This window comes from Gelidibacter japonicus, assembly GCF_010725055.1.
Classification (GTDB): domain Bacteria; phylum Bacteroidota; class Bacteroidia; order Flavobacteriales; family Flavobacteriaceae; genus Gelidibacter; species Gelidibacter japonicus.
The window spans coordinates 81899-96298 of record NZ_BJKB01000001.1 but is presented as its reverse complement, the minus strand read 5'-3'; the positions used below and the strand labels follow the sequence as shown (position 1 = coordinate 96298).

At 38.5% G+C, this 14400-nt stretch carries 10 protein-coding genes; 3 read left to right on the top strand and 7 right to left on the bottom strand.

Features of this window, described 5'->3' with window-relative positions:
- Nucleotides 1-77 precede the first annotated feature (77 nt).
- The 4 genes from proB to rpsO form a co-directional block, all read right to left on the bottom strand.
- Complete coding sequence (gene proB, locus G6N06_RS00415) at nt 78-866, bottom strand: glutamate 5-kinase (protein ID WP_163514081.1); 789 nt, start codon at nt 864-866, stop codon at nt 78-80.
- A 2-nt stretch (nt 867-868) separates the two neighbouring features.
- Entirely contained in the window at nt 869-1672 is an 804-nt protein-coding gene (proC, locus tag G6N06_RS00410) for a pyrroline-5-carboxylate reductase (protein ID WP_163514080.1), read from the bottom strand.
- A 785-nt stretch (nt 1673-2457) separates the two neighbouring features.
- On the bottom strand, nt 2458-4725 hold the full coding sequence (locus tag G6N06_RS00405; RefSeq protein ID WP_163514079.1) for a polyribonucleotide nucleotidyltransferase: 2268 nt from the start codon (nt 4723-4725) through the stop codon (nt 2458-2460).
- Nucleotides 4726-4937: 212 nt separating this feature from the next.
- Nucleotides 4938-5207 (bottom strand): 30S ribosomal protein S15, encoded by a 270-nt coding sequence (gene rpsO / locus G6N06_RS00400; RefSeq protein WP_163514078.1) that lies wholly within the window; start codon nt 5205-5207, stop codon nt 4938-4940.
- A gap of 205 nt (nt 5208-5412) precedes the next feature.
- Here rpsO and G6N06_RS00395 point away from each other — a divergent pair, with 205 nt between their 5' ends.
- Together G6N06_RS00395 and G6N06_RS00390 are read left to right on the top strand one after the other, a co-directional pair.
- Complete coding sequence (locus G6N06_RS00395; protein ID WP_163514077.1) at nt 5413-6510, top strand: sensor histidine kinase; 1098 nt, start codon at nt 5413-5415, stop codon at nt 6508-6510.
- A 124-nt stretch (nt 6511-6634) separates the two neighbouring features.
- Nucleotides 6635-7483: a hypothetical protein gene (locus G6N06_RS00390; protein ID WP_240337920.1), complete on the top strand. Its 849-nt coding sequence runs from the start codon at nt 6635-6637 to the stop codon at nt 7481-7483.
- 48 nt (nt 7484-7531) lie between these two features.
- Here G6N06_RS00390 and accD read toward each other — a convergent pair whose 3' ends face one another.
- The 3 genes from accD to tamL form a co-directional block, all read right to left on the bottom strand.
- Nucleotides 7532-8389 (bottom strand): acetyl-CoA carboxylase, carboxyltransferase subunit beta, encoded by an 858-nt coding sequence (accD, locus tag G6N06_RS00385; RefSeq protein ID WP_163514076.1) that lies wholly within the window; start codon nt 8387-8389, stop codon nt 7532-7534.
- 1100 nt (nt 8390-9489) lie between these two features.
- Nucleotides 9490-10557: a class II fructose-bisphosphate aldolase gene (gene fbaA / locus G6N06_RS00380; RefSeq protein ID WP_163514075.1), complete on the bottom strand. Its 1068-nt coding sequence runs from the start codon at nt 10555-10557 to the stop codon at nt 9490-9492.
- Nucleotides 10558-10768: 211 nt separating this feature from the next.
- On the bottom strand, nt 10769-13270 hold the full coding sequence (tamL, locus tag G6N06_RS00375) for a translocation and assembly module lipoprotein TamL (protein WP_240337919.1): 2502 nt from the start codon (nt 13268-13270) through the stop codon (nt 10769-10771).
- A gap of 150 nt (nt 13271-13420) precedes the next feature.
- On the opposite strand from tamL, the gene G6N06_RS00370 reads away from it, so the two are divergent.
- The gene (locus tag G6N06_RS00370) at nt 13421-14146 is read left to right on the top strand and encodes an RNA methyltransferase (RefSeq protein WP_163514073.1); all 726 of its coding nucleotides are present in this window, start codon (nt 13421-13423) and stop codon (nt 14144-14146) included.
- Nucleotides 14147-14400 lie beyond the last annotated feature (254 nt).

The following is a 14400-nucleotide window of genomic DNA, read 5'->3' as shown; positions in this document are numbered from 1 at the left end:
CTAAATTTTAAATTCCTAGTCCTACCTCTTAATACTTAATACTTAATACTTAGTACTTAATTCTTAATACTTAGTACTTAATACTTAATACCTTGTTCAGAAACAAACTTCGTCCCAACTTCCTTGTTGTCAATAATATCGACGATCACATTTTCACGTTTCCCGTTGGCTATATAAGTGGGTATGTTTTTTCTGGCCGTCCCTTTGGCAATCTTTAATTTAGAAGCCATTCCGCCGCGGCCTTCGCCTTCTTTTTTGCCGGAAGCCATAACATATTGTTCTACCTCCTGATTAACGGAGACCTCTTTCAATTGTCTGGAGTCTTTATCGTCTGGATGTCCTGTATATAAGCCATTGGTATCCGAGAGAATGATCAATCGGTCCACATCCAATAATTCTGCTACCAAACTTGCCAGTTCATCATTATCGGAAAACATGGACATGGTCAATGAGGTGGCGTCATCTTCATTGGCAATTGGCGTAACCCCTTCTGCAAGGAGACCTTCATAACAGTTGACCATATTTTCACGGTGCTTGCCCGGGTCAAAATCACGTTTGGTGGCCAAGACCTGTGCACAGCGCATCCCATAATCATGAAACAGACTATAATAATGACGCATCATCCGCGGCTGCCCTACTGAAGAGTACACTTGTCTTCTGATGGACGGATCGATGATACTCGTCTCGCCCAAGATTTCCTTTCCGGCAATAGCCGATCCTGAAGAGACCAATATCACTTCGACGCCTCTTTCGTTAAGTACGGATATTTGTCTTACCAATTCCCTTAATACGGGACCTAAAATTCGATTGTCTTTATTGGTCAGTACGTTGGTACCAACTTTTACTACGATTCGTTTCGTTTCCATTTTTATTTTTTTCCCAATTCGACGGCTCGGTCAAATGCCGCATAGGCCGCGTCCTGGATAAGTTGTTTTACATTGTTGTCGTCCATAGAATCTATGGCTGCCTGTGTGGTACCGCCTTTGGATGCCACTTTTTCAATCCATGATTTTGGCGACATATCATTCTGATTAAAGAGTTCAATAGCCCCTTCAAAGGTGTTGCTCACCAAAACCTTGGAATCGTATGCTGAAAAGCCCATTTTTAAGGCGGCGTCCAACATCGATTGCATAAAGTAGAACACATAGGCCGGTCCACTTCCGGAGATTCCTGTAGAGGCATCAATGAATTTCTCTGTATTGACGTGTATTGAGGTCCCTGTGGTATCCAATAGATTTCTCACCATGAGTAACTCTACCCTTGAAACCGATTTTGATGCGGTGTAGGAGGTGACACCTTTTCCAACTTGGGCAGGAAGATTAGGCATGGTCCGTACCACTTTGGATTTTCCCAATTGTTGTTGGATCGTCTCTATAGTAACGCCGGCCATTAACGATACAAATATCTGATCGTCGTTGAGCATAGGTGTCATGATCTTGAATAAATCGGCACTATGATAAGGTTTGACGGCGATAAATACGAGGTCCGATTTTGGCAGACAATCGTCAAGCGTGTCGTAAACATGAAATTGGGATTGTTGTTTTAATGTTTCGATTTTTTTCGGATCCGTGTCAAAAATCCGGAGTTTATGTTTAGTGAGCAAAGGGGAGTTGGCCATGCCTTCCGCATAGGTCAATCCCATATTTCCTGCTCCAATGACTAATACTTTCATTATTTAAGTTATTGATTATCACTATTAATTTCCATTATAGCTGCAAGGACTGTACGGAAGCCCGGATATATACGACCGATTTTCGGGATTCATCAATTTGATAAGTTTGAATGCCATGGGTTATCGAATTCTGAATTATGACATGTAAATCTTACCATATCCTCAATTGTTAAAATTTGGGAAGGTGACAGGATGTCGGGATTTTGCAAGTTTGTCGGGTTTATAACTCAAGTAAGGGTATTAAAAAAACCTCTGAGAGGTTGAATTTGTATTCTAAAAAATCTAAAAAAAATAATCTTCTATTATGGATCATTAGTGTCACGTAAAATATTATAAAAGTCAATAGGCTCATATAAAGGAAAGAACGTTATGAGATTTTTCAAATTAATGTCTTACTTTTTAGAAAGAAATTACAGAGGGGCGAGATCGAGCAATTTTATTTTAAGCGCTGTGTTCTTGTTAATGAGGTACATTCATTTCGATTGCTTTCGGGAGTCATTGCAGCTACTTTGGTTTCTATACACGTTTTAGCTACGAACCTGCCCGTCCAATCAGGCGGGTACATAAATCATTATGCATTTTTACATCTTATTTTCCAGCTAATTCACGGAGCAGATTTTCAGTCTGCCAATATAAAACTATGGATTTCCAATCAATAATGGGTTGTTCTATGAACGAAGCAATCCTGATTTCTTATTGGAAAATTACGATTATCGACATAAAAAAACCTCACAGGTTTTCAAAACCTGTGAGGTTGGTAATATATTAAGAATATAAATCAGAAATTAATCCTCTTTTTTATTTTCTCTTGGTTTACGGTCGTCACGACCTCTATTGTCACGACCTCTATTATCCCGAGATCCGCGATTGTCACGTCCACCGCTTCTGTTATCTCTATTATTGTCTCTTGGTGGTCTTGATACAAAACCTTCAGGTTTTTCCAATAAGGCCTTACGTGAAACTTTTTCCTTACGTGTCTTAGGATCCACTCCGAAGTATTTCACCTCAAAGACATCACCCATTTTGACGACGTCGGTTACGTTTTCTGTACGTTCCCAAGCCAATTCGCTAACGTGTAATAAGACTTCGTTTCCTGGAGCGTCTTCATATTCAACCACGGCACCAAAATCGAGCATCTTGATCACTTTTACCAAGTACGATGAGCCAACGGTTGGTTTGAACATTAACGAATCGATTTTCGCCAATACCGCATCAATACCTTCCTGATTAGTACCTAATATCTCAACGATACCTTCTTCCGTAGTAGGATCTTCATTGATAACAATAGTGGTTTTGGTTTCTTTTTGTAATTCTTGAATGACTTTTCCACCTGGTCCAATCAATGCACCAATGAATTCGTTAGGGATCACACGGGTAACCATTTTTGGAGCGTGGGCCTTAACATCGGCATTTGGTTCTGCAATAGTTTCTACCAATTTGTCAAGAATATGCAAACGACCCTCACGTGCTTGCTTTAATGCCTTCACTAAGATTTCGTAAGACAAGCCTTTAACCTTAATGTCCATTTGGCATGCCGTGATACCATCAGCGGTACCGGTGACCTTAAAGTCCATATCACCTAAGTGATCTTCATCACCCAAAATATCTGAAAGAACTGCATATTTTCCAGAATCTGTATCAGAAATCAAGCCCATGGCAATCCCGGATACAGGTTTCTTTAACTGAACCCCAGCATCCATCAAGGCCATAGTACCAGCGCAAACTGTTGCCATTGAAGACGAACCGTTTGATTCCAAAACTTCTGAAACAACACGTACGGTGTATGGGCACTCATCAGGTACCATTCCTTTTAGGGCACGTTGTGCCAAGTTTCCATGTCCTACTTCACGACGGGAAGTGCCACGTATAGGACGTGCTTCACCGGTTGAAAAAGGAGGGAAGTTATAATGTAAATAGAAGCGCTCTTCACCTTCAAAAGAAGGCATGTCAATTTGGTTGGCCTCTCTTGAAGTTCCCAAAGTCACTGTAGCCAAGGCTTGAGTTTCACCTCGTGTAAAAAGTGCAGAACCATGTGTTGAAGGCAAGTAGTCCACTTCACACCAAATTGGTCTGATCTCATCTGTTTTTCTGCCGTCCAAACGCAAACCTTCGTTCAAGGTAAGGTCACGGATAGCATCCTTTTCGGCTTTATAATAATAGGTGGATATCATACCGCCATAATCCTCTAATTCTTCTTCAGAAAACGTCGCTTTGATTTCTTCCTTAATGGCATCAAAAGCAGCACTTCTTTCATGTTTAGCTGATCCGGCTTTAGCAATAGCATACACTTTATCGTAGGCCATAGCATGGATTTTCTTGGCTAGATCCTCATCCGTTCTTTCAGGTTCGTATTCACGAACTTCTTTTTTTCCAAAGGCCTCAGCCAATTTTACCTGAGCAGCACATTGTACTTTAATGGCTTCGTGAGCAAACTTAATGGCTTCTGCCATTTCTTCTTCTGAGATCTCGTCCATTTCTCCTTCTACCATCATCACTGAATCGGCAGATGCCCCGATCATCATATCGATGTCTGAATCTTCCAATTGAGCACGGGTAGGGTTGATGATGAACTCGCCATTGATACGACCTACTCTTACTTCGGAGATTGGGCATTCAAATGGTATATCAGATAGTTGAATGGCTGCAGAGGCTGCCAATCCGGCCATAGCGTCTGGCATCACATCGTCATCATGCGACATCAACTGAATCATCACTTGGGTTTCAGCGTGATAGTCACTTGGGAATAATGGACGCAATACACGATCTACCAAACGCATGGTCAATACTTCACCATCACTTGGTCGTGCTTCTCTTTTAAAGAAACCGCCAGGATAACGGCCTGCAGCTGCAAATTTCTCTCTATAGTCAACAGTTAACGGTAAAAAGTCAACATCACTTTGCTGGTAATTGGAAACTACAGTACATAATAACATACATTTTCCAGATTGCACAACAACCGAACCATGAGCTTGTTTAGCCAATTTTCCGGTTTCGATGGAGATTGTACGTCCATCACCAAGGTCAATGACCTCTTTAAAAACTTTTGGAATCATAAATTTTTTAATTCAAATTAAACAATGGTCTCCGCCTTACTGGACGGACAGGGTTGTGTTGTTGTGTAGTGTTGTGTGTTGACCAATGAAAAACTTTTTCCGGACCAATTCCGGATTTCGCTTCTTTTAATTTATCCTGCAAGGACTTTAAGGTCTTGTAGGTGTATTAATGTAACAAAAAACCACGCTGAAAGGCGTGGTCTTTATAGTGATTATTTTCTCAATCCTAATTCTTTGACAATGGCACGATATCTTAAGATATCTTTCTTAGTTAAGTAATCGAGCAATGCACGACGCTTACCAACTAATTTTACCAATGAACGCTCTGTATTGTAATCTTTACGATTTTGTTTCAAGTGTTCTGTTAAATGATTGATTCTGTAGGTAAACAAAGCAATTTGCCCTTCTGCAGAACCTGTGTCTTGTGGACCTTTACCGTGTTTTGTAAAGATGGCCTCTTTTTCTTTTTGATCTAAATACATGCTAATATTATTGTAAATGATTGTTATGTACGGACTCGATTTTCGAATCACGGTGCAAAGATAGTGATTAATATCACATGAATAATACTTCAGATGAAAATTTCTTTGATGGCAGAAATAGCGGGAAAACGAGTATAAATAATTGTTAATGGGTTAATGGTATCGGTTGAACTCAGTTATTTTTGATAATAATTGATATTGATACATGCCTACAAACCTAGTTAAAATAAAGGACAGACTTTTTGAAAACATTTTCAATCATGCTCCAAATGGAATTGCCATTGTGGGTTTGGATTATCGCTGGGTGAAGGTCAATCACGGAATGACAAAGATTTTGGGCTATTCTGAAGCGGAATTTTACGCCTTGAAATTTCCTGATATTACACATAAAGATGACATAGAGGTCGATATTGAACAACTGCGGCGATTGTTGAGCGGCGAAACAAATAGTTATCAAATTGAGAAGCGTTATTTCCATAAGGAAGGACATATTGTATGGGTGTTGCTATCGGTTTCTTTACAACTACATTTGGATGGTAGTCCGCTCTACTTTATTACCCAAGTAGTGGACATTACTGATCAAAAAGGAATGTTGTGGGAAATGAATTCCATTACAGAAATTGTGAAGACCCAAAATGAAAAACTAAAGGACTTTGCACATATCGCTACCCATGATATCCGGAGCCATCTGGGCAACCTAGGGATGATCATTGGATTTATGGAAGAGGAGTTAAAAGGTATCAAAAATGATGAGAACTTTAAAATGCTCAAAGAATCGCTGGCTCAGCTCGATGTAACCATCACAAACCTTAATGAGGTCAGAAAAGAAGATTTCTATCTAAAAAGCAACCTAAAACCAAAAGTTTTGAGCGCTTTTGTAGATCGTGCCATCTATAATATCAATGCCATAGCACGCCAAGAGCGATGTGAGATTATCAATGAAGTCGATTCGCAGATTGAAGTATTGGCCCTTGCGGTCTATTTGGATAGTATCATCCTCAATCTTTTGACCAATGCATTAAAATACAGTTCGAAGGAACGTCAATCCTATGTGAAATTACGTACAATTGAGACTGACGATTTTGTCATTTTGGAAGTGATCGACAATGGCTTGGGAATTGATTTGGCTAAACATAAATTTGATTTGTTCCAATTTGAAAAAACCTTCCATCAACGACAGGATGCCCGGGGGATTGGTTTGTTCATTACCAAGAACCATATCGAAAGTATGGGCGGGAAAATAGAGGTTGAAAGCGAAGTGAATGTGGGCTCACGTTTTAAAATCTACTTCAAGAAGGCGTGAAACCCATCGACTTTTACACAATAGATTGTTTTTTGTAAAGGAGATTCCTGTTAAATGTTTCTGTGGATATTAAACCATCTCCATCCATTTGCGTCTTAACATTATATTAACATTAAAAAATATAATGATGAAAAAACTTAATCAACAAACTGTAAAGTGGATGTTGGTCCTTGTGGTTTTTGGGCTGACTTTTACAAACTGCAGTAATGAAGAGACTGATAAGATGACCTCAGAAGAGCAAGGCACTACAGAACTCACAAAATCGTCAGAGATTGATGAAGCAGAAGGTTTTTTGGGCGATTTGATCATCGAGTCTTATGAATATCAGGAGGCGGAAGTATCCGCCAGATTGCCGCAACAGCGATCTATTCCGGATTGTGTGAACATAACAATGGTCATGGATAAGGGCTACCGACAAGTGACCATGGATTTTGGCAACGAAGGTTGTATGGTACGAGACCATCTGCTTAAAGGACAAATTGTGTTTACATACGAAAGAAATCCAGAGGCGCAACAAGTAAGTATCAGTTATGAATTGGTGGATTTTTATCTGGATGCCAAAAACATTCTTGGCAACGAAACCATCATGAAACAACGATCCAACCAGAATGGTAACCCACAATTTACACATACCTTAGACCTGACCTTAATATGGCCTAATGGGGCACAAGCAAGCAGAAAGGGCGAAAAGGTTCGAGAATGGATCGAAGGTTTCGGTAGTGGACTATGGAGTGACAACGTGTTTGAAGTCACCGGTAAGTGGAACACGACGTTTGCCAATGGCAATAGGTATACCTACGACGTAGTCATTCCGTTGCGAAGAGAAGTGATTTGTTATTACTTTGTCAGTGGAAGCGTAGCTGTGCAACGTGCCAATTTTGGCGGTGTATTTGACTATGGTGATGGCAATTGTAATAATCAAGCCACATTTACTTTTAACAATGGAACGGTAGTGGACATAACTTTAAATTGAGTTCCAAACTATAAAAAGAAAGTGAGCCAATTGGCTCACTTTTTTGTTTTATACCCGCAACGGCTGATTGGTAATCAAGTCGATATACTGATTGATTTTATTCTTCAAATCCTTACGCTCCGTAATAAAATCCAAGAAGCCGTGTTCCAATAAAAACTCGGCAGTTTGGAAGTTTTCGGGCAACTCCTGTCCGGTAGTATCTCTTACCACACGCGGTCCGGCAAACCCAATCAAAGCGCCAGGTTCACTGATATTGATATCGCCCAACATGGCAAAAGAGGCGGTTGTACCACCCGTGGTTGGATCTGTACATAAAGAAATATACGGAATACCTGCATCGGCCAATTGAGCGAGTTTGGCCGAAGTTTTGGCCAATTGCATCAACGATAAAGCAGCTTCCTGCATTCTGGCACCACCCGATTTGGAAATGATGACAAAAGGTAATTTTTTCTTTAAGGCATATTCGCCTGCACGTGCAATCTTTTCGCCAACCACGCTACCCATGGAGCCACCAATAAAAGCAAAGTCCATACAGGCCACAACGATGTTTTTTCCTTTGGATTTTCCAACGGCACAGCGCACGGCATCTTTAAGTTTGGTTTTATCTTCAGCGGCCTTTAACCGGTCCGGATAGGGCTTGGTGTCCACAAATTTTAAGGGGTCTTTGGAAGATAAATTGGCATCCAATTCCTTAAATTTGTTGTCGTCAAATAGAATCTGAAAATACTCCTTGCTGCCAATTCTTACGTGGTATCCGTCTTCTGGGCTAACAAAAAAGTTCTTCTCAAGTTCATCAGTATCAATAATTTTACCCGTTGGAGATTTATACCACAAGCCCTTAGGCGTGTCTTTTTTCTCCTCCGTAGTAGTGGTGATTCCTTTTGTTTTTCTTTTAAACCAAGACATATTGATTTATGATTTTAGATTTACGATTTACGATTTTTGAGTTTCAAAAAAGTAATCGAAAGTTAGTTTTATATTAGGCAAAGATATAAAGTATTTACGTTATTTAAATCTTCAAACCTCATTCCTGCGAAGGCAGGAATCTTATTATTATATGCTATCTTATAATTATTTCGAGCTATTCATATAATTATCTCCTAATTATTGGAAAAATTACGTTCCAACAATCTTCTGCAAAACTATAAAGTATTTACGTTATTTAAATCTTCAAACCTCATTCCTGCGCAGGCAGGAATCTTATAATTATTTCGATCTATTTTTATAATTATCTCCTACTTATTGGAAAAATAACGCTCCAACAATCCTCCGTAAAACTATAAAGTATTTACGTTATTTAAATCTTCAAACCTCATTCCTGCGCAGGCAGGAATCTTATAATTATTTCGATCTATTCATATAATTATCTCCTAATTATTGGAAAAATTACGTTCCAACAATCTTCTGCAAAACTATAAAGTATTTACGTTATTTAAATCTTCAAACCTTATTCCTGCGCAGGCAGGAATCTTATAATTATTTCGATCTATTTTTATAATTATCTCCTACTTATTGGAAAAATAACGCTCCAACAATTCTCTGCAAAACTATAAAGTATTTACGTTATTTAAATCTTCAAACCTCATTCCTGCGAAGGCAGGAATCTTATTATTATTTGCTATCTTATAATTATTTCGATCTATTTTTATAATTATCTCCTAATTATTGGAAAATTAACGCTCCAACAATCCTCCGTAAAACTATAAAGTATTTACGTTATTTAAAACCTCAAACCTCATTCCTGCGCAAGCAGGAATCTTATAATTATATGCTATCTTATAATTATTTCGATCTATTTTTATAATTATCTCCTACTTATTGGAAAAATAACGCTCCAACAATTCTCCGCAAAACTATAAAGTATTTACGTTATTTAAATCTTCAAACCTCATTCCTGCGAAGGCAGGAATCTTATTATTATATGCTATTTTATAATTATTTCGAGCTATTCATATAATTATCTCCTACTTATTGGAAAAACGACGCTCCAACAATTCTCCGCAAAACTATAAAGTATTTACGTTATTTAAATCTTCAAACGCCTTTTTCAATCTTTCAACAAAGGTTTCTTCACCTTTTCTCAACCATACACGAGGATCATAGTACTTTTTGTTTGGCGAATCCTCTCCGTCAGGACTTCCAATTTGAGTTTGTAAATAAGCTTCATTTTGCTTGAAATAATCACGAATACCACCCATGAACGCAAATTGCATGTCGGTGTCAATATTCATTTTGATCACCCCATAACCAATAGCTTCTCTTATTTCTTCAACGCTTGATCCTGATCCACCATGGAATACAAAATCGATATGGTTGTGCGGTAGATTATGTTTCTTGGATAAAAATTCCTGAGAATTCTTAAGGATTTTCGGCGTTAATTTGACGTTTCCTGGCTTATAGACCCCATGTACGTTTCCAAAAGCTGCCGCAATGGTAAATTGATCGCTTACCTTGCTTAATTCTTCATAGGCATAAGCCACGTCTGAAGGTTGCGTGTAGAGTTTTGAATCGTCCACATCGGTATTGTCCACCCCATCTTCTTCGCCGCCAGTAATCCCCAATTCAATTTCAAGGGTCATTCCCATTTTGCTCATGCGTTTCAAATAGTCCTTGCAGATTTGGATGTTTTCTTCAAGTGGCTCTTCTGATAGATCGATCATATGTGAACTATAGAGTGGTTTGCCGGTTTCCTTAAAATGTTTTTCACTGGCATCCAATAGTCCATCAATCCAAGGCAATAATTTTTTCGCACAATGGTCCGTGTGCAATATTACCGGAACGCCATAAGCTTCAGCCATGTGGTGTACGTGTTTTGCACCCGCAATTGCACCTGCTATGGCTGCTTTTTGACCGTCATTGCTCAAGCCTTTCCCTGCATTGAAAACAGCACCTCCATTGGAAAACTGGATGATTACCGGAGCGTTTAGCTTTGCTGCAGTTTCCAATACTCCATTGATCGTGTTAGATCCTATGACGTTGACTGCTGGTAATGCGAATTTTTTTTCTTTTGCGAGTTTAAAAATAGCTTGCACCTCTTTGCCGGTAGCAACACCTGGTTTTATGTTGTGACTCATAATGATTTTATTGTTATAATTAGTTTCAAAAATAATGAAATTAAAGCAAAATAAGGGTTTGGCCATATTGTTTTTTGTGAACAATGGATGTGTTTGCCACGATAACCTTGTAGTATATTGGCTTATCTCAAATATCGTCATAAAATGGTCTCAGTGATTTGGTGTAAATCAAATTTTTGGCTGATTGGCGTAATGAGATGGTATCCCTGGCTTAAAATGGATAGTTGATACCAATATTGTAAACGGCATTTCCAAAGTTATAATCCTTAAACCATCGATTTCCTAAGTTGTAGGATGGATCATAGGTTTTAAAGCCGACATCTAAACGAAGTACAAAAAAGCTGAAATCATATCGCAAACCAAAACCTGAACCTACGGCTATATCCTTTAAAGAACTCAAATTGTTGAAGGTCTGGGTTGGATCTGTAACATTGTCAAAAACGTTCCAGATATTGCCAGCGTCCACAAAAAAGGCACCATATAATGATCCAAAAAGATTAAAACGTTGTTCGGCGCTAAAGTGGAGTTTAAAGTTAGCTTCATTGAATTCGTTGGTCGACTTGGTGCTTCCAGGGCCAAGGTTATAGGCCGTCCACGCCCGATTGTCATTAGGGCCGCCACCAAAGAAACTTTTGGAAAACGGAATGTTGTCGGAGTTGCCATAAGGCACGGCAATTCCAACATAACTCCTTACCGCGAAAACATTCTTCTTTCCTAAATCCCAATATTTGACATAATCTACTTCTGCCTTTGAATATTGTGAGTAAGCCACCCCGAAAATATCATAACGTCCATTCGCATTTTTTTTCTCCCCGGTTAATTTTGAAATACTGGCTAGGATATTTCCCGCAAACTCCACACGAAATCGAATGGTGGAGAAGTCGTTGTCAAAAATACTTTCCCGTCGGGTTTTCACGTAGTTGAAACTTGAAGAAATGATAAGGTTGTTTTCGGTCAATCTTGTTTTCCGTTGATCAATATTGCTGACATTTTTGTAATTGGGATCTGTTGGGACCAAGCTGGTGTTGTTGTTTAGAACATCGGCTATAAATTGATCGGCGCCATCGGGAATGGTTAATTCGTCCGTATTTCCAATGTAATTAATGTTTCTTGCAATACTGTTAAGGCTATTATATGAATTCTGGTACACTCCAAAATAGTTATCGGCATTCAGGTTTTTTACGTATTGAGCATTGAAGAGGTCAAGAGTGTTGGTCACTTTTGTATTGGGGTACCAATTGTAGCTCAGATTTCCTGTAAAGGTTTGCTTGTCCAATCCTATATTGCGCTGACTTGTAGCGGCAGCACTAATCCTAGTACTTGGCGACATGTATTTTGGAATGACCTTATCGGTGTTTAATGGAAAAAATAAACGGGGTATGGTAAGCTTGACCGTGGCGCCCACTTCAGTAATATCGAAAAAGGCGTCATTTTTACTTCCGGATTCTCTTGAAGAGCCAATAGCAGCAAGACCTGAAACCTCTAAAGTTTCAGCGCCCCTAAATACATTTCTGATCAGGAGTCCGCCGCTAAAACCTAACCCTATGGTTTGTATATTGCTCTGAGAGACTTCCGCATTGAAATTCAGTCCAAATTTTTTCTTGGGGATCAAATAAATATTAGTGGTCAAGGTCGTGTCTTCAACATGTTCCACATATTCCACATTTGGATATTTAAAAGTCCGTAATTCACTCAAATAACGGTAGGTCCGCGTGCGGTTAATGTCTTTGAAAATATCACCTTTTGTAATGAAAATGGCGTCTGTTAATGCTTTTGCCCTATACTTTGATTTTCCGTAGCTATAAATATTAAAGCCTTTATAATTTATGGTATCGGTTGGGATGAGGTTTTTGTTTTGATAGGTATCATCCGTAAAGATATTGACATCCTTTATTTTGTAAATCTTAAATGGCCTGACCTGAATTGAATCGTCATATCTGATGATCCGATTTTGGATAATTAGATCGGTGTTTACTTTTTTGTTGGTATTAATGGTGTCAATTTCGAAGGTGATATAATCTTGGGCAAAATGATACAATCCAGAGTTCCGTAATTCTGTAGTTAAACGTTCGCGCTCATTGGTCAAGTTCTCTTCCTTAAACTGCTCGCCTTTTACCAACAACGAATTTTTTTTAAGACTTTGATATAACGTATCGATAACGGGAGACGCTATCCTGGTACGGATAGAATCCATAAAATAAGGAGTTCCCGTGGTTATATAATAGTTCATTTTTGCTCTTTGCGCATCTATTGTATCAATTTTGTATGACACATCTGCATTGAACCAACCGTTTTTGTAATAGTAGGTTTTAAGATTGGTGGCTGATTTTTGGGTTTTTAGAAAATCGATGGTGACGGGAGGTTCTCCAGTCTTTTTTAGCCAAGTATTGAAGTCCTTTTTTGAGCTGATGAGCGCTTCATATTGTTTAAGTGAAATGAAGTTTTTGAGAGCGGTTTTTGGTTTTTCGGGGTTCCTATATTTTGCGTTTAAGATGGAATCAATATTTGGTCGTGCCAGATTGTAAATATGGAGTCGTATTGGGATTCCAAACAATGGAAATTTGCCATTTGGTTTTTGAAACAATAAGCTGTTGAGGGCATCCGTGTTATTTTTTTTGTCGTTGACATAAACCGTATTGTCCATGAGCAAATGTTCACCTTTGTGAACACGTTTTACGGCATTACATGAGGATAGCAATATTAATATTGCCATAATAAGTGATATTTTTGCTACCTTAACTTTCAAGTGGAAATTGACATAAGTATTGATGGGCTCAAATTTACTGTTTTTATAGGTGGTAAAACAAACATTACAAAGATCGTTGATAGGAATTAATAACGAAACAAAAGTAAATACATTTTAATGTTGACAAAGAATCAAATCAAATTAATTACGAGTTTGCGACAAAAGAAAAACCGAATGAAATATCGGTTATTTATCGTAGAAGGTAAAAAAACGGTCGATGAATTTTTAAAGTCGTCCTTTGAGCCGCATCATATATACGCTCTGAGCGCTGATTATATCTGTCCTCCAGAAAAATTTAATCTCGTTTCTGAAACTGATCTCAAAAAAATAAGTGCTTTGGCTACACCGCAACATGTTGTGGCTGTTTTTAAAATTCCGGAGGCGAAAAAAGTGACTAATGATACATTGATTCTTGCTTTGGATGCCGTTCGTGATCCGGGAAATTTAGGGACCATTATCAGGTTGTGCGATTGGTTTGGAATTGAACATTTGGTGTGTAGTGAAACGACGGTAGATTGCTTTAACCCGAAGGTAGTTCAGGCGACAATGGGATCTTTGACCCGAGTGAATGTCACATATCTGGACTTGGAAGATTTTTTGAAAAGCTCAAAGCTTCAAAAATTTGGATCATTTATGGATGGCCAAAACATATATAAGGCCACCCTGCCAAAACAAGGTATTTTGATAATGGGCAATGAGGCCAACGGGATTTCTTCTGAAATAGAAACCCTAATTGAGAATAAAATTGGCATTCCGCATTTTAGTAAACATCAAGAGACGGAAAGTTTGAACGTGGCAACGGCTACAGCTATTTTGCTGAGTGAGTTTAAGAGGCGGACGTAGATATTAGGGGTTAGGGATTAGGGATTAGGGATTAGTGCAATCACTCTAACTATAAATCAGTATAACTTTGAACATTAACCCGAATGAAATTGAAGTTGAAGTTGAAATTGAAGTTGAGATAAACATTTAACGAGAAACAAGAGTATAGAGAATAGAAAATAGAGGGATTAGGGAGCAGAGGATAGTGAATAGACGGTTCACTTAAATAACGATTGAAGATTGTTGATTGTTGAATTTTGAATTTTGAATTTTGA